The organism is Proteinivorax hydrogeniformans (genome assembly GCF_040515995.1).
GTDB lineage: Bacteria > Bacillota > Proteinivoracia > Proteinivoracales > Proteinivoracaceae > Proteinivorax > Proteinivorax hydrogeniformans.
Genome location: NZ_CP159485.1, coordinates 2,020,738 through 2,044,491 on the forward strand (window position 1 = coordinate 2,020,738; position 23,754 = coordinate 2,044,491).

20 protein-coding genes are annotated in these 23,754 nt (G+C 36.0%); 4 read left to right on the plus strand and 16 right to left on the minus strand.

What is annotated here, in order from left to right; translation table 11 throughout:
* Positions 1 to 46: 46 nt before the first annotated feature.
* Positions 47 to 1,717, plus strand: a complete 1,671-nt coding sequence (abc-f, locus tag PRVXH_RS09715; RefSeq protein ID WP_353892582.1) for a ribosomal protection-like ABC-F family protein — start codon at positions 47 to 49, stop codon at positions 1,715 to 1,717.
* 304 nt (positions 1,718 to 2,021) lie between these two features.
* On the opposite strand, the gene PRVXH_RS09720 is transcribed toward abc-f, so the two are convergent.
* The 7 genes from PRVXH_RS09720 to PRVXH_RS09750 form a co-directional block, all read right to left on the minus strand.
* The gene (locus PRVXH_RS09720) at positions 2,022 to 3,407 is read right to left on the minus strand and encodes a pyridoxal-phosphate dependent enzyme (protein WP_353892583.1); all 1,386 of its coding nucleotides are present in this window, start codon (positions 3,405 to 3,407) and stop codon (positions 2,022 to 2,024) included.
* 211 nt (positions 3,408 to 3,618) lie between these two features.
* Positions 3,619 to 5,409 (minus strand): ABC transporter ATP-binding protein, encoded by a 1,791-nt coding sequence (locus PRVXH_RS09725; protein WP_353892584.1) that lies wholly within the window; start codon positions 5,407 to 5,409, stop codon positions 3,619 to 3,621.
* Positions 5,409 to 7,142 carry an ABC transporter ATP-binding protein gene (locus tag PRVXH_RS09730; RefSeq protein ID WP_353892585.1) on the minus strand — a complete coding sequence of 578 codons (1,734 nt, stop codon included), beginning with the start codon at positions 7,140 to 7,142 and terminating at the stop codon, positions 5,409 to 5,411. Before PRVXH_RS09730 ends, PRVXH_RS09725 begins: the two co-directional genes overlap by 1 nt.
* Before the next feature lie 384 nt (positions 7,143 to 7,526).
* Positions 7,527 to 8,948, minus strand: coding sequence for a carbon starvation protein A (locus PRVXH_RS09735; RefSeq protein WP_353892586.1), 1,422 nt, complete (start codon positions 8,946 to 8,948; stop codon positions 7,527 to 7,529).
* Between the two features lie 168 nt (positions 8,949 to 9,116).
* Positions 9,117 to 9,842, minus strand: coding sequence for a LytTR family DNA-binding domain-containing protein (locus PRVXH_RS09740; RefSeq protein ID WP_353892587.1), 726 nt, complete (start codon positions 9,840 to 9,842; stop codon positions 9,117 to 9,119).
* Positions 9,835 to 11,541, minus strand: a complete 1,707-nt coding sequence (locus tag PRVXH_RS09745) for a sensor histidine kinase (protein ID WP_353892588.1) — start codon at positions 11,539 to 11,541, stop codon at positions 9,835 to 9,837. Before PRVXH_RS09745 ends, PRVXH_RS09740 begins: the two co-directional genes overlap by 8 nt.
* 67 nt (positions 11,542 to 11,608) lie before the next feature.
* On the minus strand, positions 11,609 to 12,172 hold the full coding sequence (locus PRVXH_RS09750) for a hypothetical protein (RefSeq protein ID WP_353892589.1): 564 nt from the start codon (positions 12,170 to 12,172) through the stop codon (positions 11,609 to 11,611).
* A 235-nt stretch (positions 12,173 to 12,407) separates the two neighbouring features.
* On the opposite strand from PRVXH_RS09750, the gene PRVXH_RS09755 reads away from it, so the two are divergent.
* The 3 genes from PRVXH_RS09755 (at position 12,408) to PRVXH_RS09765 (ending at position 16,319) form a co-directional block, all read left to right on the plus strand.
* On the plus strand, positions 12,408 to 14,021 hold the full coding sequence (locus PRVXH_RS09755) for a gamma-glutamyltransferase family protein (RefSeq protein ID WP_353892590.1): 1,614 nt from the start codon (positions 12,408 to 12,410) through the stop codon (positions 14,019 to 14,021).
* A 161-nt stretch (positions 14,022 to 14,182) separates the two neighbouring features.
* The gene (locus PRVXH_RS09760) at positions 14,183 to 15,565 is read left to right on the plus strand and encodes an MATE family efflux transporter (RefSeq protein WP_353892591.1); all 1,383 of its coding nucleotides are present in this window, start codon (positions 14,183 to 14,185) and stop codon (positions 15,563 to 15,565) included.
* Positions 15,566 to 15,581: 16 nt separating this feature from the next.
* Positions 15,582 to 16,319 (plus strand): GNAT family N-acetyltransferase, encoded by a 738-nt coding sequence (locus PRVXH_RS09765; protein ID WP_353892592.1) that lies wholly within the window; start codon positions 15,582 to 15,584, stop codon positions 16,317 to 16,319.
* 45 nt (positions 16,320 to 16,364) lie between these two features.
* On the opposite strand, the gene PRVXH_RS09770 is transcribed toward PRVXH_RS09765, so the two are convergent.
* The 9 genes from PRVXH_RS09770 to PRVXH_RS09810 form a co-directional block, all read right to left on the minus strand.
* Positions 16,365 to 16,790 carry a ferritin family protein gene (locus PRVXH_RS09770; RefSeq protein ID WP_353892593.1) on the minus strand — a complete coding sequence of 142 codons (426 nt, stop codon included), beginning with the start codon at positions 16,788 to 16,790 and terminating at the stop codon, positions 16,365 to 16,367.
* A complete protein-coding gene (locus PRVXH_RS09775; protein ID WP_353892594.1) occupies positions 16,790 to 17,221 on the minus strand; it encodes a hypothetical protein in 432 nt (143 codons plus the stop codon). Before PRVXH_RS09775 ends, PRVXH_RS09770 begins: the two co-directional genes overlap by 1 nt.
* A gap of 118 nt (positions 17,222 to 17,339) precedes the next feature.
* On the minus strand, positions 17,340 to 18,362 hold the full coding sequence (locus tag PRVXH_RS09780; RefSeq protein ID WP_353892595.1) for a sugar-transfer associated ATP-grasp domain-containing protein: 1,023 nt from the start codon (positions 18,360 to 18,362) through the stop codon (positions 17,340 to 17,342).
* Positions 18,363 to 18,383: 21 nt separating this feature from the next.
* The gene (locus PRVXH_RS09785) at positions 18,384 to 19,250 is read right to left on the minus strand and encodes a radical SAM protein (protein ID WP_353892596.1); all 867 of its coding nucleotides are present in this window, start codon (positions 19,248 to 19,250) and stop codon (positions 18,384 to 18,386) included.
* Positions 19,251 to 19,297: 47 nt separating this feature from the next.
* A complete protein-coding gene (locus PRVXH_RS09790; RefSeq protein WP_353892597.1) occupies positions 19,298 to 19,585 on the minus strand; it encodes a DUF2007 domain-containing protein in 288 nt (95 codons plus the stop codon).
* 16 nt (positions 19,586 to 19,601) lie between these two features.
* Positions 19,602 to 20,288: a TIGR00266 family protein gene (locus PRVXH_RS09795; protein ID WP_353892598.1), complete on the minus strand. Its 687-nt coding sequence runs from the start codon at positions 20,286 to 20,288 to the stop codon at positions 19,602 to 19,604.
* A gap of 157 nt (positions 20,289 to 20,445) precedes the next feature.
* Positions 20,446 to 21,501, minus strand: coding sequence for a P1 family peptidase (locus PRVXH_RS09800; protein ID WP_353892599.1), 1,056 nt, complete (start codon positions 21,499 to 21,501; stop codon positions 20,446 to 20,448).
* A gap of 95 nt (positions 21,502 to 21,596) precedes the next feature.
* On the minus strand, positions 21,597 to 22,517 hold the full coding sequence (locus tag PRVXH_RS09805; protein WP_353892600.1) for a tetratricopeptide repeat protein: 921 nt from the start codon (positions 22,515 to 22,517) through the stop codon (positions 21,597 to 21,599).
* Between the two features lie 285 nt (positions 22,518 to 22,802).
* Positions 22,803 to 23,669 (minus strand): DegV family protein, encoded by an 867-nt coding sequence (locus tag PRVXH_RS09810; protein WP_353892601.1) that lies wholly within the window; start codon positions 23,667 to 23,669, stop codon positions 22,803 to 22,805.
* Positions 23,670 to 23,754 lie beyond the last annotated feature (85 nt).

The window sequence follows — 23,754 nt, forward strand, 5'->3', positions numbered from 1 at the left end:
GGCTGTGTCCCGTTACAGCTTTTTTATTTGAATGGAGGTTTTATTTATGTATAAATTAATATCACTTTCAAACGTTGGTGTAGAGTTTGGAGATAAAACGGTACTAAAAAACGTTACTTTCGACGTGTTTGAAAACGATAAGATTGGCATTGTCGGTAAAAATGGCGCCGGCAAAACTACCTTGATAAAAGCAATCTTAGCAGCTATCTCACCTACTTCTGGTAGTATAAACGTAATGGCCGATAAGTTAATTATTGGGTACTTAAAGCAGATTACAGATTATAACAATATAAATACTGATACGGAGATAATTCAAGAGAGCATATCTAACTTTTATCAAACCACCAGCGAAATAAAGGTCGGAGAAAAGGTTAATGTTGATTTTGAACAGCTTAGCGGTGGCGAAAAAACTAAAATAGCATTGGCAAAAGTCCTTTGCAAAAATCCAAATCTGTTAATTTTAGATGAGCCCACCAACCACTTGGACTTTGATGGAATAAACTGGTTGATTGATACTTTAAAGGCCTATAACGGCACTTTGCTAGTTATATCCCATGATCGATTTTTTCTTGATAAAGTAACTAATAAAACTATAGAAGTGGACCGTGGTGAGGTAAAAGTTTTTCAAGGAAACTATTCTGCCTATAAAGATCAAAAGCAGCATCAAACTTTGGAAAATTGGAATTGCTATTCAAAGCAGGAAAAGAAAAAGAAAGAAATAAATATGGAAATTAATCGACTAAAAAACTGGTCAAATACATCGTGGAGAAAAGCAGGAAAGCAATCTGATATGCGGGGAACAAAGGCTCATTATCGTAAAAGTGCAAAAAAAATAGATGATAGAGTAAAGTCCAAAATAAAAAAGCTTGAGAAAATTGATTTAGAGGGAGTGGAAAAGCCCTGGGAGGAAGGACAGATAAAGTTTGATTTTGCCGCTGATTTCAAAAAAAATAAGCGTATATTAGAGGTCAGTAACTTATCAAAAGGATATAGCGGCGCTGACTTGTTTAAAAATAACTCTTTTTATTTAAACCGCGGGGAAAAAGTTGCACTTATCGGCCCTAACGGTTGTGGAAAAACAACTTTGCTAAAACTTATTAATCAAACTGAGCAGCCAGATATCGGTACGATATGGATTAGTCCATCTGCCACATTTAGTTATCTGTCTCAAGACGTAACTGATTTAGAGGAGAATATTACACCCCTTGAGTATCTCAACGCTAAAAGCGGCCGCAGACGAAGTATAGCTCAAACAACTTTAGCTAACCTAGGTGTTGATTCAGCGGCTGTAACAAATCAAATTAAAAACTTGAGCATGGGTGAACGGACAAAGGTAAAACTGGTGAACATTATATTAAATTCCTGCGATTTTCTAATTTTAGATGAGCCAACTAACCACTTAGATATTGCAAACAAAGAACAATTAGAACAAGCGTTAAAAGACTTTGAAGGAACTCTTATTTTAGTCTCCCATGACCGATATCTTGTGGAAAACACCTGTGATATTGCTTTAGAAATTAAAGATAATAAGATCATTAAAAACCTTTCTCCGTGGAAAAGTCAAACAAAGCTTTCACAACAACAAATGGATAAAACTCTTTTAGAAACCAAAATTTCAGAAGTATTAAGTAAGCTTTCAGACTCGCTCCCTGACAGCGAAGAGTATCAGCAATTAGATCTACAGTTTAAAGAGTTGGTAAAGCTTAGAAATAATTAATTACAAATAAATAAGGGTCTGCCTCAAATAACTATTTAAGGCAGACCCTTACTTTTACAGTAAATGCCCGCGCAATGCCAACTGCTCCTGTAACAAATCCCGCTAGCACGCCTATGCTTGCACCAATTACTTACTTCTTTGGCAAAGTGTTTTAAGATGTTTGGGTTCATTATTCGACCAGCGGTTTCTGGGGCATCCCCTAAAATATCGGTTGTTTTGTCCCTCTCTTCCTTTGAAAGAGATGACATTAAAAAGACCTCTATCAGCTTTCATAAAAAAAAACGACCCAAAAAGGGTCGTTTTTTTATTTACCTTTGGCTTTGTGTAGCATCCTAGTGTACGGCGCATCAAAGCCCATCTTTTCATATAGCTTAATAGCTTTTTTGTTATTTTTTTCCACATGCAATGATAGATTTCCGTCAGTCACCTCTACAGCTTTTGTTAGTAGTTGGGTTGCTATGCCGCGACCTTTTATTGTCCTTTTTGTAGCTATATAAGCTAGATGATATTTTGCGGAAAAGTGCTCAAACCCGGTACCAACTATAATCGCAATACCTGCCAAATCTTTGTTGTGATAGGCAAATAGCAGATGTCCTTTGTCTAAAGCATTGTCCAACGCTTCATAGATTTCCTCTTTAGGATCTGTAAATTCCATCAGCCAGTCGTTTATTAAGCCAACGACTTTGTCATTGCTAATATCTTTTTCTTCTTTAGTCACTGAATCTATCTCCACGTTTGCTTTGCCATCGTTTAGCAAAATAACGTGTACTCCGTCATCGATCTTTCCTTCTTTGGCCTGTTTAATAAAACCAGCAATTGGGAATCCGTTAGCTGTGTTCAGCTTGATTTTCTCCAACTTTTTAAACATGGAGACATACTCTACCAACTCTTCATCGGATACTCCCATCATTTTACCGTTTGTATCATAGATAGCATTTAGGGCGTCCTGAGCTACAGAGCTGTTTAAGTTTACTAGATGTCTATTATACCTACTAGTCTTTATCTTTTCTTGGCCTTTTAAATCAATTTTGTCGCTACCCTCTTGATAAGTTTGTAATATTATATTCCCCGTATCTGTGGTACAGCTATAAAGTTGGGGCATTTTTTTTATTTGATCATGTATCCAGAGCTGTCTAAAGCCTAGGTGTAATCCCGAAACCGAAAACCCATAACTCATTTGTGAAAACACAGATGTTATTGGCTCTTTAGCCTGTGTACTAAGTTCGCTTGCGATATATGATAAAGCTGACATGTTCAAGACGTTATTTTCTACTCCAGGGTTTGCATTGTACCAGTTGTTCTCTTCTGCTAATTTATTACTGTGCTCAACGCTCTCCGTGATGTTTTTGCCGTGTTCAATTATTTTAATGTTAGGCTGGTTTAGCACGGCTTTTTTTGTCGCCTTACTTTTTTTAGGAAGGACAAATACTAAATTAATATCATAGTACTGGCATAGATAGGCCAGTGAATTGCCAAGCCCATAAAAGCTTCCAAAACATATAGTATCTTTTCCAAAATCTAAGGCATCTTTAATAATTAAGTAAGCTAGTCTATCCTCGCGGTGTCCAGAAGGATTTCCCCCTTCTAACTTTAAATAAATTTTTGAAATACCTAATTCTTCTTCTAACTTTTTTGCTCTAATTAACGGCGTTTTCCCTACTCTACTTTTTAAAATGTTTTCTTCACTCATAGCATACCTCCAATTTGTAATTAATGGTTTTTACTATTGTAACATATATTTAAAAAAGTATCATATTTGATTTAATTTCATAAAAGCCTACTTTACTTTATTATTCAACATAATAATAAAAAATAACAAAAGGAACTTTCCCTTTTCATCTTAAAAGAAAAGAGGCTGTGGCCAAATATCTTTTTAATTAGACACAGCCTCTTTTTTGATATTATGCTCCATCTTTTAAAAACTTATATTGAGCCATGGTTAGTTTATAGTATTTTCCCCGTGCATCCATAAGTTCTTTGTGGTTACCAGACTCAATTATTTGACCGTCATCAATAACCATGATTCTATCTGCATTTCTAATTGTGGATAGGCGATGGGCGATTATAAATGATGTTCTACCTTGTAAAAGTTTTTTTAGACCATCTTGAACTAGCATTTCTGTATAGGTGTCTATCGAAGAGGTGGCCTCATCTAAAATTAATATCTTAGGGTCAGCTAAAAGAGTTCTAGCAAGTGCAATGAGCTGCCTTTGTCCCATCGAAAGACTAGCCCCTCGTTCATTTACATCAGTGTCATATCCAGCTTTTAGTTTTGTGATAAAGTCGTGAGCATAAACGGATTTAGCAGCTTTTATAATTTCTTCATCGGTGGCATCTAATTTTCCATATCTTATATTTTCCTTTATACTGCCGGAAAACAAGAAAGTATCTTGGGTCATTATCCCCATTTGACTTCGTAAGGATTCAATGGTTACTTCCTTTACATTAAATCCATCAACTACCACCTTTCCTTCGGTGGTATCGAAAAATCTTGTCAATAGGTTAACAATCGTTGTTTTCCCAGCTCCCGTATGTCCAACTAGGGCGATGGTTTCACCTACATCTACTTTAAAGCTTACATTTTTTAGCACAGTTTCTCCATCTTTATCATATTTAAAAGTCACATTCTCAAACTGTACTTTACCTTTAATTGAAGGTAATATCTTTGGACTTTTACAATCTACTATATCCGGCGTTATATCCATCACCTCGAAAATACGCTCCGCTCCCGCAAGGTTTGTTATCAAGGAATTATAGAAGTTACTTAAATTATTGATAGGACGCCAAAACATGCCTATATACCCACTAAAGGCTACTAGGTCGCCTGGAGTTATATCGCCTACATTAATAAGATTTATACCATACCAAAATATAATGATTGTTCCTACACCCCATGATAGCTCCACTAACGGCCAAAAGCATGCAGATATTTTCATCGCCGATAAAAACGAGCTTACCGATGTTCTAGATAAGTTATCAAATGTCTTGCTTGTATGCCTCTCTCTTGCAAAACTTTGAACCACACGAATACCGGAATAATCTTCGTGGATAAAAGCGTTTAAGTTAGATCTTTTTTGTCTATACTTTTGCCATCTTTTTCTTGCTATGGTTTGAATGACAAACATTGAAATTACAAGTGCAGGGAGTAATATAAAAGACATTAACGCTAGCCTAACATTTATTGCAAGCATAATCATAACAACAACAGTAAGCATAACAATATCAGGAATTAGGTTGTTGATACTTTGATTAAATAACTGCTTAAGAGAGTTGACATCGCCTATTATCCTAGAAAGTATTTTGCCTAACGGCCTGTTATCAAAAAATGAAAAGGATAACTTTTGAATGTGATTAAATAGCTTCTGCCTGATATTTTTAAGTATGCCATTGGAAACCTGGGCCATAATCCGTACTCTATGTCTTGAACAAAGCATCGCTATTAAATTTGCTGTTAACGCCGCCACTCCAAGATAAACTAGCCCCACTGAATAAGATTCCTCTATAAAAAAATCTATTGCCAACTTTAGCAAAAAAGGGTTCATTACTTCTACTGCGACAACAACCATCATTAACATCATGGTCTTTATGACAGCTAGTTTATGGGGTGCTAGATAACTAAGCAAACGCCAAACCACTTTAATATTCATAGTTTCCTTTAACTGTTCATCTTCTCTAAAGGTGTTCTTGCTCATTATACCACCTCCTGCTTTTGGGCATCTAAGTCTTTAAACTGTTCTTTGTAAATTTCATAGTACTTACCTTTTTTGTGAAGTAAGTTAGCGTGATTGCCACGTTCTATTACTTTCCCATCTTCAATTAATAAAATCTCATCAGCGTTTTTAACTGCAGAAATTCTATGAGCTATGATGAACTTGGTCATTTCTTTCCTGTTTTCTACAGATCGCTGAATATTAAACTCTGTTTCCATATCCAATGCTGAGGTAGCATCATCTAAAATTAGTATCTTGCTTTCTTTTAATAAAGCCCTGGCAATAGCTACCCTTTGCTTTTGCCCACCGGATAGTCCTACTCCTCTTTCACCAACTACAGTTTCAAATCCAGCTTGCATGTCGTCTACAAACTCAGTTACCATAGCATCTTGGCAGGCCTTATAAAACTCTTCTTCTGTAGAAGTTTCTACGCCAAAACTAATGTTGTTACGCAAAGTATCGGAAAATAGGAATGTATCCTGCATTACCACAGCAATGTTAGATCTTAATAAGTTAAGATTCATTCTTTTAACGTCAACGCCATCTACCTTAATTGTTCCTTGAGTACAGTCGTAAAATCTACCGATTAAGTTTATAATTGAACTTTTACCAGAACCAGTTGTCCCCATGATAGCAACTGTAGATCCAGGGTGTGCATTTATTGATATGTTTTTTAAAATATATTTGCCTTTATGTTTAAATGAAACATTTTCAAAAATTACATGTCCTCTAAATTCATTTGGGTTTTCAGAATTTTTAGGGCTAGTGATGTTAGGTTGTGTATCCATTATTTTAAAGATTTTCTTAGCAGAAGCCTGGCATTCTGCTAAAACGTTGGTTAGCCAACCCATAAGTCTTAAAGGCCATACCAGCATCATAGCATAGCCGTTAAATGCAACTAGATCACCAGTGCTCATTTGCTCGCCAATTACAAAGTTACCTCCTACAGTGACAACAATAACTAGTGTGAAATTACTCAAAAATTCTAATATAGGATTGTATTTAGACAGTACGTTAGCGTGCTCTAAGTTATATCGATAGTATTTATCATTTTCCGTTAAAAATTTTTCCACTTCATATCTTTCTCTAGCAAAAGCTTTAACCAATCTAATTCCTGCTAAGTTTTCTTGAGCTGCAGTATTTAACTTAGCATTTTGATCGCTTATTTTTTCAAAGGTTTTGCCTATTTTTTTCTCGAAAGTAAACGCTACCTTACCCATGATAGGCATTACTGCTAATGTAAAGATGGCTAACTGCCAGTTATATCTAAATAACATCACAGAAGCTAAGGTAAAGTATACGATATTTTCTACCATAAACCTTATTATAAACCCTAACCCCATCCATATTTTGTTTACATCTTCAGTGGTCCTTGACATAATTTCTCCCGTACTTGTGCCATCAAAGTAGTTAAAGGGAAGCTTTTGCACATGATTAAATAAATCTTCCCTTATATCTATACTAGTTTTGGCACCAGCTACTTCAAAAAGGTATTCACTTACATAAATAAAGATTGCTTTTCCTATGGTTATACCTAGCAACGCTAAAATTAGGCTGTTTAGTAATATCATATCTCCACCTTCTATAACATCATCTATGATGATACCTATAATATAAGGTTGGATTAGGTCTAAGGCTATAAAGGTGAGCATAGCTACAAGTGGAATAGTAAACAAAACCTTATAGTTAAGAACATATTTTGCTATACGCTTCAATTTTCCCCCTCCTTATTTGCATCAAATTTGTTACCCATTTGGGGACTATTTAAAATTACCGACAAAAAAGCCATGGGTATCCCATGGCTTTTTTGGACATAAAAAATCATGGACTTTTTACAGTTAGCCCATGTCAAAATATTTTTAAATAAAGAAGTTAAAAAACTTCATCCTCAAAATGGGCAGGGCTAGACATATAAACTTTTTTAATTAAAACTTCCACGCTAAACTTGATCATCTTACCCTACCTCCTTTATATTTTTATCACTCTTTTATAATAGTTTAAAAAATTTTAAAAGTCAATAAGTATTACATTTATTTAACATTTAAAAAAGAACCCTCTTTGACAGAAGGTTCTTTGGTATTAGAGTTTGTTATTAGATGCTAGTTTGATATGGCACTTTTCTTTGGCCATTTCTTACCTGTAAGAATGAACAGTCCTAACACTAATATAGCTACACCTATACCTACAGGATATGAAATAGAAGTTGCTAATTTAAATCCTTCATCGGCTTGCAGGATATATGTCACCGAAACTGCTGTCATAAAAGTTGCAGGGATAGAAGCAATCCAGTGAAGTTTATTATTCACATATAGGTAGGCTGAAGCAGCCCAAAGCATGAACATAGCTAGAGTTTGATTTGACCAAGCAAAGTATCTCCATATGATATCAAAATCAATAAATGTTAAAGTAAATCCGATTACAAATAGCGGCAGTGCCACTGTTAGTCTTTTTGAAATTGGCCCTTGTTTATAGCCAAATGAGTCGGCAATGGTTAGCCTAGCGCTTCTAAATGCAGTATCTCCCGAGGTGATTGGTGCGGCTACAACACCTAGCATAGCTAGCACTCCACCGACCACTCCCATAAGCTCTGTAGATATTTCTCTAACAATAGGTGCTTGGTTTCCTCCAGCTTCTCCTAAAGCAAGTCCTAGACCTTCAGTTCCACCGAAAAAAGTCATTGCAGCGGCAGCCCAAATTAGAGCGATAATTCCCTCTGCGATCATAGTTCCGTAAAAGACTTTCCTGCCATGTTTTTCGTTTGTGACACAACGAGCCATCATGGGAGATTGAGTTGCATGGAAACCACTAATAGCACCACAGGCTATGGTAACAAATAGAAGTGGCCAAATTGGTGCGCTATCGGGATGAAGGTTTTGTAAAGTCACTTCTGGAATTTGGTATCCATTAGTGAAAAGACCGATAGCTATCCCTCCTGCCATTATTAAAAGAGCGGCACCAAATATTGGATAAACCTTGCCGATAACTTTATCAACAGGCAGTATTGTAGCTATAAAGTAATAACCTAAAATAACCATAATCCAAGTACGCGCTGTCATACCAGTTAAATCTGCTAATATTCCTGCAGGACCTGCCATAAATACAGTTCCTACTAACACTAGCAATACTACAGAGAAAACGCGCATAATCTTTTTAACGTTATCTCCAAGGTAGATGCCTATAATTTCTGAAGCACTTGCACCTTTATGTCGTATAGATAACATGCCAGAGAAAAAGTCATGAACTGCTCCGGCAAAAATTGAACCAAATACAATCCATAAAAACGCTGCTGGTCCCCAAAGAGCACCGGCTACAGCACCGAAAATTGGGCCTAAGCCTGCGATATTTAGAAACTGGATCAAGAATATTTTCTTCCAGTCCATCTCGACATAATCCACACCATCGGCCATCTCTTTAGCTGGCGTTGGATTATCCTCTTTAACACCAAAAATCTTCTCCACAAACATACCATAGACAAAATAACCTAAAATAAGTAGCGCAATAGAACCTAAGAAAGTATACATTTATTTAGCCCCCTATTAAATATTTTATATTTTCTATTACATTATAAAACCTTAATTTTAAAAAAGGGGAATAAATTCTTAAGTTACAATAATTTTAGGTTAAGTTGCAAAATTTAAAAGCTAATAGCAATATTGAGAAGTAACTTACAATCTGTAAGGGTGTAAGTTTTAAGAAAGCCCTAGTTCTTGCTTAAAGCTTTGTAGATAACTACGACTTACAGGTATTTCTATATCACTGTACTTTTTCATTTTTAAGTTAAAGGTACTGTTAAACCAAGGAATTATTTCAGAAATTTTTTCAAGGTTAATTATATAACTTCGGTGTGTTCTGATAAAGCTTTTAGGGTCTAGCTTTTGCTGTACATCTTTAAGGGTTGCATGGTCAGTAAATATTCCTTTATCTGTAAATACCTTTACCTGTTTTTCACCTACTGTTATGAATACTATTTCCTCTGGTGAAATTACATGCATTTTTTCACCTTTCCAAAAGGTAAGTTTGGGAGGATAAGTTTTTTTAACGTTTTCCTCTTTTAAGATTTTCTTTAAGGCCTTATTTACAGCCTTTTCAACCCTAGGCTGCGAAAATGGCTTTAACAAGTAATCAACAGCATTTAACGAAAAGGCTTTCACTGCATACTTATCATAGGCGGTGGCAAATATTATTTCAACATCGTGCTGTTCAATAATTTCGGCTAAGTCCACCCCACTTTTGTCCTTTAGTTGAATGTCTAAAAACAACAAATCAACTTTCTTACAATTAATTATATCAAGAGCATCTTCAAAATTGTCTGCTTCATAGGCTATATCTAGCTCTCGACGATGCGATAGAAGATATTTCAGTTCTTCTCTTGACGGCAGTTCATCATCTACGATTGCCACTTTTACTTTATCCATGCTTTAACCTCCTACTTGATTGTAAAGGAATCAACATTGATATTTCGGTGTGCTTACCTTTTGCACTATTGATATTTAGGCTGTACCCTTCTCCGTAAAGATTTTTAAGTCTGTCATTAACATTCACAAGGCCTATACCAGACCCAGTTTTTCTTTGTTGGTGTTGGCTAGGATCCATTCCCACACCGTTATCCCAAATTTTTATAAAAAGGTTATCATCTTTTATTTCGCTAGATATTCTGATTTGACCACCTTCTTTTTTAGGAAGCAGGCCATGTTTAATAGAGTTTTCTACCAGGGGCTGTAAAATCAACGAAGGAACCATAAAGCCTTTAGCTTGGCCAATATCATAGTGAATATCCAATTTATCGCCAAAACGTGCCTTTTCTATGGCAACATATGATTTAACATGCTTAATTTCAGTTTGTAAAGTCACCATCTGTTGAGCTTGATCTAGATTTTTACGAAAAAAGTCACCTAAGTGAATGAGAAGCTCCCTAGCTTCATCCGGTTTGATTCTTATATAAGAAACTATAGTGTTTAACGCGTTAAATAAAAAATGCGGGTTTATCTGAGCTTGTAAAGCATTTAGCTCTGCCCTTGCCAAGTCTTGCTTTTGTTTTTCTATATTACTTAGCTCTATCTGAGTGGAAAAGAGCTGGGCAAGTCCAGTTGCAAGCTCTATCTCGATCGATGATATCCCATCATTCTGGTCACTGAAAATCACAAGTGAGCCTATGCTATTGTCCCTATTTTTTAAAGGAACCATAATAGCAGAGTTTAATCTGCATGATTTGTGTCCACAGTGGATATCCATGCTTTTACCTGCGACTTTACTGGTTCCTGTTTTTATTACTTCTTTAGCCATACGAGTTCTTATTGGCATACCTGGTTTATGGTGATCGCTGCCCGCACCTTCAAAGCCTATGATCTTGTCCTTATCTGTTATTGCAACGGCAACTGCCTGTGTATGCTTATGGATAATTTTAGTTGCTTCGCTTGCTGAGTAACTATTTAAACCATGGCGAAAAAAAGGCAGAGTTTGATCTGCAATCTTTAGCACCACTTGTGCCTGTTTAGCAGCTGTTTTTTCCCTCTCACCATAAATATTTTGTATAACCATAACAAATAAAGCTATCCCCAATGAGTTCATCAAAGTCATGGGAACTATTATTATCTTAACTAATTCTAAACTATCAGAAAATGGCCTGGCAATTAAAAGGATCATCGCCATTTGAGTAAGTTCAGCTATAACACCAACCTTAAAGGCTGTAGAAGCTTTAACCGGTTTAACAGATGTCTTGTCATGTGCAAACCCACCGATAAACCCTTCTACTACTGTAGCCAACCCGCAAGCAAGCGCGGTAAAACCACCAATATCAATAGCATAACGATGTGCCCCGGCAATTATTCCCGCTCCGATGCCAACTATCGGTCCACCCACTAATCCGCCAGCAATAACACCAATCACCCTAGCATTTGCGATTGCTCCTTTTACAGGCAAACCGTTATAGGTAGCTAAAATGCCAAATAGCCCAAAAATCACCGCCAATATAAGTTTTCCCTTTAGTCCAACCTGCTTATGTTTTAGCAGCAACCAATTAAACAGAGGGATTTTTGTTAGTATAAATGCTAAAAGCACTATAATAGCAACATTATTTATCATGCTTTTTAACAGTTCATATAAGGTTATGTCCATTACAATCACCTTCTTTATTTTTAATTTAAAGGCTTTTTAAAAAATCATAGCTATTGCAACGCAATAGCTATGATGCTAGCTTATTCTTCTTTAAAATTGATTCTTTAGACTGCAGCAAAAATTTCACTCTATTTTTTCTAAACATATTTTTGTTTATACAACCGTTAGAAAGATAGTAAATTGGAATCTGTGAAATATATTTAATCCACCTATAGCAAAAGTTTTTTATCAATTTTTCTTCAAAACCTAAGCGATATGTTCCCTTAGTTAACATTGTTACACCCACCACCGCTTTTATCTCTTTGTAGTTAGAGTGGGTTTCTATAAAGCTAGCAAGTCCTGGCATAGCTTGCTCCACTTCTCTGTAGGCATACATTCCTTTTCTAATAGGCGACTTTATGTTGGATAGCTCCTTAATAAACTTTACATTGTGCAAATGAATTTTAAGCAAAAGGTCATTTTTCGTTATGGTTGTTCCGTCTTCTAAGGTGATATCAGAACCCCAGTGTTTAACAAAGCGCACTCTTATAATCGAATCATCTTGATTTGTTTTTTTGATGTTATAGAGGCCCATAAGCTTAGCATAAATTACATCTAAAATTCCCCATATATTTATAATTGACTTCTTCATAACATACCTCGCTTTTAAAAGTTTAAAGTCTAACGTTATTAATTTTATCAGAAAAGATAAAATTAATAAATACCTAGTTCCTCCCATTGTTAACTATTTATGTGTCAGTTTTGATAACTCACAAGAGTTTTGTTGATTTATAGTGTGAAAGTTTAGCTTTTTCATTTATAATAAAATTATAACACTTTTTACATATCTAGAAGGATAGCCCAAAAACTACAAGGAGGAATTTTTTATGTATACTAATGATGCTATGCATTACCCGTACTCTTCTCAAAGAACTGCAACCTTTGCTAAAAAAGGCATGGTAGCAACCTCTCAGCCGCTTGCATCTCAAGCCGGCTTAGAAATCTTAAAAAAAGGTGGTAACGCAATTGATGCAGCTATAGCAACAGCTGCTTGCCTAACCGTTGTGGAGCCGACCTCAAACGGCATAGGTGGCGATGCTTTTGCATTAGTTTGGGTAAAAGATAAGTTATACGGATTAAATTCTAGCGGACCTTCTCCCAAATCTATCTCAATAGATGCTGTAAAACAAAAAGGGTATGAAGAAATGCCTAAGTTTGGGTTTATACCTGTTACTGTCCCTGGGGTTCCTGCTGCTTGGGCAGCTCTTTCAAAAAGGTTTGGAAAGCTTTCTTTAACCGAGGTATTGAAGCCGGCTATTGATTATGCTGAAAATGGATTTCCTCTATCTCCTGTATTGTCATATTATTGGCAATCAGCCTATAAGTCCTACAAAAAGAATCTTAAGGGCGAAGAATTTAAACATTGGTTTGAGACATTTGCACCAGATGATAAACCTTTAAAAGCAGGTGATGTATGGAAGTCCCAAGCTCATGCTGACACCCTTCGTTCGATAGCTACTACCGACGGTGATTCTTTTTATAAAGGGGATCTAGCTGATAAGATAGATTCATTTTCCAAAAAGTATGGTGGCTTTATTCGCAAAGAAGATTTAGAGGATTTTGAGCCACAGTGGGTTGACCCCATTAAAGTTAACTACCGAGGTTACGATGTCTGGGAAATCCCTCCTAACGGTCAAGGTTTGGTGGCCTTAACGGCCTTGAATATTGCTAAAGGTTTTGATTTTGGTCAAAAAGATTCGGCAGATACCTATCATAAGCAGATAGAAGCATTAAAACTGGCCTTTGCTGATGGCCTTGAATATATAACAGAAGAAAATAAGATGAAAATATCAGTTAAAGACATGATTTCAGATGAATATGCTTCTATTAGAAAAAGTTTAATAGGCGATGAGGCTTTACAACCACAAGCTGGCACTCCTCCAAAGGGCGGTACTGTTTACCTTGCAACAGCAGATGAAGAGGGGAATATGGTCTCTTTTATCCAAAGTAACTATATGGGCTTTGGTTCAGGTTTAGTTGTGCCAGGCACTGGTATAGCTCTACAAAATCGTGGTCATAACTTCTCTTTAGATGAAAGTCATGACAATTGCCTAAAGCCTAATAAAAAGACCTTTCACACTATTATCCCCGGATTTTTGTCTAAAGGAAGCACTCCAATCGGTCCGTTTGGGGTAATGGGAGGCTTTATGCAGCCACAAGGACATATGCAGGTTATAATGAACAGCATTGATTTTGGCCTAAATCCTCAGGCGGCCTTAGATGCTCCTAGGTGGCAATGGATGAAAGATAAAGTGGTTTTTTTGGAGCATTCTGTTCCTAACCATATAGCTCAACAACTAGCTTCAAAAGGCCACCAAATACAGATTGCTCATAACCCTGGCAGCTTTGGACGGGGCCAGATAATTTGGAGAAACCCTCATACAGGTGTGCTTATAGGAGGAACGGAAAGCCGGACTGATGGAGCAATCTACGCATGGTAGAAATAAAAAACTGTCCCAGCACAAGCAAGCCTTGATGCTGGGACAGTTTTAACACTTATTTAATAAATAAATCAAATTATAAAGAGGAATTTATTTTAACAATAACGAATAAACTACTTGGTCTAAAAGTTTCGATTAGCTAAATTTTAGGGGGAGTTATTTTGAAAACTAATACTTTAACAATGCCCCATGATATTTCTGCCAAAGGTACTTGGCAGAATATAACAACCATCTTACTACTAGCCTGGCCTATTATGCTTAGTCAGTTTTTGCAAACTATCCTAGGGATAGTAGATGTGTATTTTATCTCGATGCTAGATAGCAACGAGTTAATTGCTGCTATCAGTTACGGTAATGAGGTATTACATGTCACAATTGCAGCAGCTCAATTTGTGGTCATTGGCAGTCTTGCTACAATTTCAAGAAGGATCGGTGCTAAGGACATGTCAGGCGCGGAAAAGATGGCAAGTCAGGGTATTTTATTAGCTTTTTTAACAGGTGCTATTTTTTTATCTTTCTTATACTTCCAAGGGCGCCCTTTTTTATATTTGTTTGGGGCTACAGGTAACATCTTAGATTACGGTGCAAATTATCTGAAGGTATTGGCTTTCGCTACTCCGTTTATATTTTTTAATTTAACAGCAAGGGGTATATTGCAAGCTAAAGGTGATACCTTCACACCAATGCTAGTGTTTTGCGGCATGAATATACTAAATATATTTTTTAATTGGGTTTTTATATTTGGAGTAGGTTTTGTGCCAGAGTTTGGGTATTTAGGAGCAGCCTTAGGTACAGTGATTTCAAATATTATCGCAGCATGTGCTTTGGTGATTATGTTAGAAAAGAAGTTTTTCCATTCTTCGTTGTGGTTGGCATATAAAAAGCACAAGGTTATTGTTAAGGATTTATGGACCATCGTTAAAATTGGGTCCTTTGCCATGGTTCAAGGTATTGCCCGGCCTATAACTGCGCTTTTAATGTACAGCATTGCCAATAATGTCAGCTTAGTGGCCATAACAGCATTCGGAATTGGCGGAAGGATGATTGGTCTTGTTTTTATTACAATTATGGGGCTAACTCAGGCTATGTCTGTGCTTACAGGTCAAAACCTAGGTCGCGGTGACGTAGAGTCGGTTGAACGCTATGGCCGAGACGGTTTGAAGTTCGCTTTTATTAACATGCTAATTTTCTTTATCCCATTTTTTATATTTGCTGAACAAACCATGTCACTTTTTACCGATGATCCCGCTGTTATCGCAGAAGGAGTCAGTTATTTTAGGATAGTTTATCCATGTATTTTCTTTGTAATTTTCCCTGCTATATATGGTGGAATTTTTATGGGCTCAGGTGATACAGCGCCTCCTATGCTGGCTTCTTTGGTAGCTAATCTAGGATTTAAATACCCGTTTGCTCGTTACTTTGCAAATTACTTAGATTTAGGTGCAAGCTGGGTATGGCTTGGCATTGGCTTATCTGTCTTAGTAGAAATGATTATAATTGTTCTTTGGTATCGCAAGGGAAAATGGAAAACTAAAAAGGTATAGTAAGGAGGAATAACAAATGCATAAAGTCAACGATGTAAACATTATTAACGATTTGTTAAAAGAAGACATGATGGGTAACATCAATACTCTAGGAAGATTAAAGTTTCAAAAAGATTTCAATATTTTTGTAGATAGCTTAAATAAACCCCAGGGCTACGTTTTGCAAAATGATAACTGGAATGTTGTTTATTCTGATGGTGATGCAACAGCTGAGAAACTTTTAAATTCACTCTTAGATAAACCACAAAACTTTGCCGGAGTCTTAAGAAGGTTTTATGACCTGGTTGAAAAAAAAGGTATAGTTGATTGGAAAGAGTTTTGCTATTTATATTATATAACCCCAGAAAGTCTAAAAATAAACCAACCTAAACATAATGTTGATTCTTTAACTTTAGATGATGCTGAAATTGTGGACTACTATTACACCTATCGCTCGCAAGACCCAAACTCATTAGAATATCTAAAAGGATGCATTAAAGAACGCCCCAGCTCTGTTATAAGAGATGAAAACGGTAAACCTATCTCCTGGGCTTTAATAAGAGAGGATGGCTCTTTAGGTGTAATGTATACTAAAAAAGAGCATCGTGGCAAAGGCTTGGCAATTTCAGTAAGTGTGGACTTGATCAAAAAGGCTTTTGAATTAGGGCACACCCCATATGTACACATCGTTACCGATAACAAGGCCTCTATCGCTCTTTCAGAGTCAATTGGTTTTAAAAGGTATGGTGAAATTGTATGGTTTGGAACCAAATAAAAGAGAAGCTCCTTAAGCAAATGATATGCTTGAGGAGCTTCTCTTTTATTTTGAATATCTTTTAAGCATACCTTCTAACATTTTGGCATGCCGAGCCTCATCTTTAGCAGATTCATTAAAGTAATCAGCAACGCTCTCTAAACCTAACTCTCTAGCCTTTTCCGAAGCCTTTCTTTTATTTTGGTTAGCAAAAACTTCTCCTTCTAACATTTCCTTTAAGTTGTCAAAAAGATTATCTTTTATCATGCCATTTAGCTGAGCAAAACTGCCTGCATGTTCCGCTTCTTCCCATGCTAAAGTTTTTAGCACTTCAGCAATTTCAGGGTAACCTTCTCTTTGGGCTTGGGCTGCCATAGCCAAATAAATACCGACTTCTGTAGTCTCCCCTTTGAAATTTTGTTTTACATCTCTTTCTAAGTCTGTTCCTTTAGCCTCACCTAATACTTTTTCAATAACTAATTTTTCTGTCATTATTTTTTCCTCCTTATGTTATATGCTTCACTGATTTTTTTAGCCTTTTTATCATCAAAGCCTTTAATACTATTTAAGTACATCAGTACGCTTCCTTCATAATCTACATAATCTCCGAGCAATGCAAGCTCTAAAGAAGCACGAATTACGTTTATTATACAATCTTCGTCATGGTAAAGCTTGCAGTTTTTACATTGATTTAACAGAAACCCGATAGCGTCTATCATCTCGTCCTCATCATAGATTTTAGTATCAATCATGTTAAGTCCGTCGATTCCGCCATCAACAAATTCTTCTTGGCTAAGTATTGCCTTGTTTATAATCTTTTTATCGTATCCTACAAGGCATTTACTATTAGAGCAGCTGCTACACCCTAAACAGCATTGAGTAACACTTTTTATTACTCCTTCTAAATCAAATTCTTTGGACATAATATTCACCTCAGTATTAGTAATAATAATTATTATCGCCTTTATTAAACTAATTCTACATCTTTCGTTAATTTTCCTGCTAAAAAATAAAAAAAATAACACCTTTTTTATAAAGGCGTTATTTTATGTATTGGCGATAAAGTTTTTTTAGAACCTTGTTTGTTTTGATGCCTCCTTCTGCTAGCTGCATCATTCTTACATTTGGATTGGAATTACCCTCCATAAAGGTAAAACCATCCTCTGTTATAGCTATATCCCAACCAATAATCCAATTATTAAAGTATTTTGCAACTTGTTTACATTTTTCTTCAACTTGTTCATAGTAAGGGATGGAAAATCCCTCAAACTTAAATTCTGTATCGGGATGATGAGTAAAGGACTGACCTCCGCTATGAAGGTGGTTAACACCCCATTTTTCTAAAACTCCGTTTTCTCTATCGATGTTGACTATTATACCACCTTGTGAGGCGTTATCAACTACATTTCCACCTTGCCCTAACCGCATTAAGCTTGAAGCCACTTTTATAGCGCCATTTTGACGTACAGTATGAACTCTTAAGGTATTAACGCTGTGGGGGTATATTTTACTTACCTGAGAGTTTTGCTTAATTAACTGCTGAAAGATGAATGTTGAATCAATCAATGTGCTAAAGATATCGGGATCAATATTATCTAAATTGTCGATTTTAAAACATCTTTTTCCCCCAGCGCCAGCTAGTGGCTTTATGAACAGTTTCTGAACGCTATTATCTAAAATTTTGGCAATAGAATTTTTGAAATCCTCAGGCTTTGATATATCAAAAATACGTCCTTTAGCAAATAGGTTATTTCTAACATTATAAGCAATAACCTCAGGGTTATTGGCGCCGATAGCATTCAGGTGGCTATTAAAAAGAAATTTATTTTGTAAAATTGGGCTAGTACTATTACCTTTAGAATGGATAACAGTCATAGCCTTTTTATGGGTTTTACCACCTACATAATCTAGGCAATGGCCACGACCTTTTTTATAAGCCAATGTGGTGAAGTAGTATAGTGGAACTTCCTTTTCCTTTAACCCACATCTTATTAAGTCCAAAATTATGTTAGGAATGCTTTTTCTGTGAGTATCTCTTAGTATATTTTTGATATAGCCGCTCATGTTGACTCCTTTAAAATATTGTTATAGTCCTCTCCAATTTTCACTTCTAAACTCATTGCTTTTTTTTATTTGGTTAAGCTGGTTTAGTAGCTTGTCCTTGTCTTCATCTAATACACCGGCTAGGAAAAAATAATTAGATGCATGGTTTGCTCTAAAAATTGTTTTGTTCAAATTTAGATTGGTAATTATCAATACCATTTCTTCTAGTACTTGCGAAGGTGTTAAAAGCTTAAACTTGCCTTCTTTAACCTGTTTTTGTAGTGTTGTTCCTTCCTCAACCATCAGCGTTAACACCGAAAAGTAGTGGGGGTCAATCTGACTGATAATATTAGCGCTATCTATAGCGTGCTGATAAAATCTATTCTGTCCTCCCAAACCGGAAATAACCATAGTGGATAGCAAAAAACCAGCTTCTTTAGCCTTTTGACCAGCTTTTACCATTTCGCTACTATTTACTCCTTTTTCCACCTGGGCTAAAACAGCATCGTTGCCGCTTTCCACACCTAGATAAAGCATGTCCAAGCCTGCCGCTTTCAGTTGTAAAAGCTCCTCACAAGTCTTATTTATAAGATCCTTAGGTCCTGCGTAGCAGCTGATCCGCTCCAGACTAGGAAATTTACTTCTAACTTGCTGTAGTATAAATAATAATTTATTAGTCGCTAACGCCAATACATTACCATCTGCTAAAAAAACCCTGCTGGCATTTTTTTGGTGCTGCGCTATTGAATCAATGTGATTAACTATTTCTTCTTTACTTTTTACTGTAAATGTTTTTTCTTTATACATGCTACAAAATGAACATTTGTTATGTGAACAACCAAGTGTAACCTGTATTATTGCACTTTTAGCCTCACTGGGAGGACGGTAAAGTGGCATATGATAGTTCAATTAAGTTCCCTCCTCACTTATTACCTTTAAAAAGATATTCCAAGCTGTTAGGCCAGCTCTGACAACATTTCTCTTGCTGCCTGTTCATCTTTTTGCATAACTAAAAAGTCAACAGACCCTAGGCTACCACCTAACGGGTACACTCCTCTTAAGGTTTCTCCTTTTGTAATATATTTTATATTGCTGTCTTGAAGAATTGACTTTGCAAATGATATGGTCATTGGATTATCGGTTTTTAAGACAGACTTAAGCTTTAAGTCCTCATATTTTAGCCCACAGCTTTGGCAAATTTCTTTCTTTTTATCGAACTTTTCCTCACAATTTGGACAATGCACTTGAAATTCTCCTTTTTCAATTATTATTGTTACTTGTTGGAATAAAAGGAATTATGCTATCTGCAAGACCTGATATTGGCATGGTCTGTAGCCAAATCTTACCCGGTCCTGTTAGAGTCGTTAAAAATAAACCTTCACCACCGAAAAGCATATTACTAAACCCTTTTACCATGCTAATATCCATTTTAACAGAAGTTTCAAACATAGCAACATTGCCTGTATCGATGCGTAGCCTTTCTCCTGGAGCCAGTTCTTTTTCTATAACGCTGCCATCAGTTTCAAAAAAGGCCAGCCCTTTTCCATAAAACTTTTGCATAATGAAGCCTTCTCCACCAAAAAATCCAGTTCTTAGCTTTTTACGGAAATTCACTTGATGCTGTACGCTATTTTCTGCTACTAAAAAAACGCTTTTTTGAGCAATAATTGGAGTCTCAGAAACATTTATAGGAATAATGTCCCCGGGGACTTGAGAGGAAAAAGCAGCGTAGTCCCCCTCTTTTGTTGCGGTATAAGTGTTTAGGAAAAAACTTTCTCCAGACAGTGCTCTGCCTAACCCTTTTAAAACCCCTCCTTTATTTGAGGTTTGCATTTGAATTCCATCGGTAATCCAAGACATTGCCCCTGTCTCACAATAAACCTTCTCCCCAGGCTTTAAACTTAACTCTACTACTGGAAAGTTGCCACCTTTAATGTTATATTCCATAAAAATTCCCCCTTTAATATATAAGCATAAGCACTGACCTTTTCTCGAAACGATGAATTTTACAGGTGCCACATGCTTTTAGAACATCTCTTTCCATCTGCCACCAGCTAACAGCTACCTACCAAAAGAGGTAAGCAGTAACGAGTCTGAGCCCTGTTTATAACAACTCATTTAAATATTCATTTAGCGAACTTCTCTTATGGCCATTTCTCCCCACTACGGTTTTTGCAAATGTCATCGAGTTTAGCACTGCTTCCTCTGTGCTTTCCACCACCGCCCTAAAACACTGGTTTAAGTTTTCTTCGTTGATGACCTTAATAGTTCTAACCTCTTTTTTGGGATAGTGTTCAATTTTTGCAGCTGTGGAAAACCCAATCACAACATCTCCACTACCATTAAAGGCATAGGCCCCGGTTCTAGAAAGTCCAAAAGACACCCTTTTACACAACCTTTTCAGCTGCCTACTACTACAAGGAAGGTCGGTTGCCATAATAACCATTACAGAACCTTTTTCGCCATAGTAGTCTTTTGCCTCATCTTGTTTTTCTATTTCCTCGCCTATAGGCGAACCTTTTATAATAAGATCCTTTTTTTGTCCAAAGTTAGATAACACTAACACACCTAAAGTATATTTTTCCTTGCCTAACTTTATTACCCTAGATGCACTTCCTATGCCACCTTTTAAACCATAACAGCTCATCCCAGTTCCTGCCCCCACATCTCCCTGCTCAAAATCTATGCTAGCACTATGTATTGCTTCTAAAACATGGGATGTGTTTACATGTTGACCTCTTATATCATTAAGATAGGCGTCGTTACACTCGCCCACCACAGGATTTACTGTGCCGGTTTTTATCCCTATATCTTCATTATTGTGTAAAGAGTGTTCTATAAGAGCTTCAGCAGCAGTCGGTGCGTTAAATGTGTTGGTCAAAATAATCGGAGTTTCTAGTGTGCCGAGCTCTTCTATCTGCATCAAGCCAATTGATTTTCCAAAACCGTTTATTACATGACATGCAGCTATTGGTTTCTTTAAAAAAACATTTTCTTCATGGGGCAAAATAGCTGTAACTCCTGTGTTTATTCTGTCACCATCATTTAAGGTAACATGTCCTACCTTAACCCCATTAACATCAGCAATTGTGTTTCTTTCACCAGTATCTAGGATCCCTATTTTGATTCCATAGTCTCTAATACTCTGTTTTTTTGTCATACTTTTCCCCCTCCTCTTTCGATTACTATTCTCTTTTTTAGATAGGAATCCCTCTAGTTAAAGTAACTTAGTTATCGCCAATTTTTTCTATACTACTATCCATTAAAGAAATATTGATAAGCTTTTAGTGTCCGGATTTCATCAAGGTCTTTATCTTTTTTAGCATAGCTTTTTAGCTTAGGATTTAATTGTATGGATTTAATGACATCTCTTAATGCTTTTTCTGGCATTTTTAGCTTTGCATAGTAACAACCTCTGTTATAGTATAACACTGCAACGTCAGGGTTTTCTATTATACCTTGAGAAATAGTGGCAACTGCTTTTTTAAACTTCTTTAGGGTTGAATAAAGAACAGCTAAATTAAGAAAGCTGTAAGGATAATTACTGTTTTCTTTGATACTACGCTGATAGTGTGTGATTGCTCTGTCGGTTTTCTCTATTTTTGCTAGAATCACTCCCATATTGAAAAGAGCTTTATAGTTTTTTGGATCGATTTTTAGAGCTGTTTTCATCATGTTTAAGGCCTCATCATTTCTATCTAATTCTTCATATATACATCCTAAATTTACATAAGCCCAAAAATAGTCCGGATTAAGCTCTATGGCAGCTTTGTAATGTTTTATGGCATTTTTTTGATTTTCTGTCCTATCATAAACATTGGCTAAGAAAAAATGGGCTTGGTGATATCTTGGATCTATCTCTATGGCTTTTTTATAGTATTCTACCGCTTCTTTAAATCTTTCCTCTTCATCGTAAATTATCGCTAAACCATAAAATGCAGATGGATTTTCGCTACTTTTTCTAGCCAGCTCTTTAAATTTAGCTTTTGCCTTATCAAGTTTTCCCATTGTCTGATATAGCAGCGCTAATTCTAAAATTAGCTCTTCATTTTCTTTGCCCTGAGGAAGGTTATAGCCTTTTAATAAGTATCTTAACCCTTGAAGTAGTTTTCCATCTTCAATCATTTTTTGGGCAATTACTAGATAGTTTTTTACCATATAACGTTTATCTTTCATCAATTTACCTCCTATATTTACCCTACCTATAGTATATTACAAAGCTCCATATACAAACAAGGTTCGATATTATCTGCATAAAAATCAAAAAAATATGTCTATCTATGCATGAAAAATAAAGTGGCACTGATTGTTATTTAAACTAGTCGGCTTTTACTTATTGTTAATTCCACTTAAATTTTTGGCTTCTGCTCTTTTGGCGATACCAAAAAACAGGCAACACAGAAAGTGTTTGCCTGTTTCTAAGATATAAATATTAGTGCGAATTACTTAACCATTAACCCGTTATCTTTCCTCACCCATAAAGAAGAGTGCAATAGTACCTGGGCCAGAATGAGAGCCTATAACTGGACCTATATAATTTAATATTATTTCTTTCGGTTTATAAACGTCTTTAATTAATTCAGCTAACTTGTTAGCCTCGTCTTCACAGTCCCCGTGGCTGATAAAAACTGTTTGATTTTCTTCAGAAATATTTTCTTGTAGATAGTTACACAAACTTTTAATAGATTTTTTCCTTCCCTTAACCTTAGTCTTAGGAACTAACCTTCCTTCATTATCCACATGAAGTATAGGCTTTATACTAAGAAGTGTCCCAACTGTGGCGCTAGCTGCAGAAACTCGCCCACCTCTTTTTAGATGGTTTAAATCAGATACAGTAAACCAATGATTTAGTCTCATCTTATTGTCTTCTAGCCAAGCTACAATCTCATCTTTAGTTTTGCCTTGTTCTAATTGTTTATAGGCTAAATAAACCAGTAATCCCTGTCCCATCGAAGCACATTTGCTATCTACAACTGTTAGGTTTCCTTGTGGGTATTTCTCATTAAGAGTTTCCTTTGCTATCATTGCACTTTGACAGGTTCCGCTAAGGGCAGAAGAAAATGATATATATATTATGTCTTCTCCTTTTTCCAAATAAGGCGCAAAAAATTGCTCAAAATCGTAGGTGTTGATTTGTGAAGTTGTAGGCACTTCTCCACCTCTTACTTCGTCATAAAACTCCTTATACCCAATACTTTGTCCAAAATCATCAGTGTGGTTTTTACCTTTAAAGCTAAAAGATAATTTAATTATGGGAATATCATAATCTTTAACTAAATCCAAAGGTAAGTCACAACATGAGTCGGTTACAATTAAGGGTTTTTTCATATTTCGCTCTCCTTTTCATTTATTTTATCTTACACCATAACTTAATCATGGCGAAAAATAACTATAGGTTTTATAGTGTTATTAT

Bases quoted from the DNA above. Each gene is read 5' to 3' on its own strand.
- abc-f (WP_353892582.1), top strand. From the start codon at position 47: ATGTATAAATTAATATCACTTTCAAACGTTGGTGTAGAGTTTGGAGAT.
- PRVXH_RS09720 (WP_353892583.1), bottom strand. From the start codon at position 3,407: ATGAGTGAAGAAAACATTTTAAAAAGTAGAGTAGGGAAAACGCCGTTA.
- PRVXH_RS09725 (WP_353892584.1), bottom strand. From the start codon at position 5,409: ATGAGCAAGAACACCTTTAGAGAAGATGAACAGTTAAAGGAAACTATG.
- PRVXH_RS09735 (WP_353892586.1), bottom strand. From the start codon at position 8,948: ATGTATACTTTCTTAGGTTCTATTGCGCTACTTATTTTAGGTTATTTT.
- PRVXH_RS09740 (WP_353892587.1), bottom strand. From the start codon at position 9,842: ATGGATAAAGTAAAAGTGGCAATCGTAGATGATGAACTGCCGTCAAGA.
- PRVXH_RS09745 (WP_353892588.1), bottom strand. From the start codon at position 11,541: ATGGACATAACCTTATATGAACTGTTAAAAAGCATGATAAATAATGTT.
- PRVXH_RS09750 (WP_353892589.1), bottom strand. From the start codon at position 12,172: ATGAAGAAGTCAATTATAAATATATGGGGAATTTTAGATGTAATTTAT.
- PRVXH_RS09755 (WP_353892590.1), top strand. From the start codon at position 12,408: ATGTATACTAATGATGCTATGCATTACCCGTACTCTTCTCAAAGAACT.
- PRVXH_RS09765 (WP_353892592.1), top strand. From the start codon at position 15,582: ATGCATAAAGTCAACGATGTAAACATTATTAACGATTTGTTAAAAGAA.
- PRVXH_RS09770 (WP_353892593.1), bottom strand. From the start codon at position 16,790: ATGACAGAAAAATTAGTTATTGAAAAAGTATTAGGTGAGGCTAAAGGA.
- PRVXH_RS09775 (WP_353892594.1), bottom strand. From the start codon at position 17,221: ATGTCCAAAGAATTTGATTTAGAAGGAGTAATAAAAAGTGTTACTCAA.
- PRVXH_RS09780 (WP_353892595.1), bottom strand. From the start codon at position 18,362: ATGAGCGGCTATATCAAAAATATACTAAGAGATACTCACAGAAAAAGC.
- PRVXH_RS09795 (WP_353892598.1), bottom strand. From the start codon at position 20,288: ATGGAATATAACATTAAAGGTGGCAACTTTCCAGTAGTAGAGTTAAGT.
- PRVXH_RS09800 (WP_353892599.1), bottom strand. From the start codon at position 21,501: ATGACAAAAAAACAGAGTATTAGAGACTATGGAATCAAAATAGGGATC.
- PRVXH_RS09805 (WP_353892600.1), bottom strand. From the start codon at position 22,517: ATGAAAGATAAACGTTATATGGTAAAAAACTATCTAGTAATTGCCCAA.
- PRVXH_RS09810 (WP_353892601.1), bottom strand. From the start codon at position 23,669: ATGAAAAAACCCTTAATTGTAACCGACTCATGTTGTGACTTACCTTTG.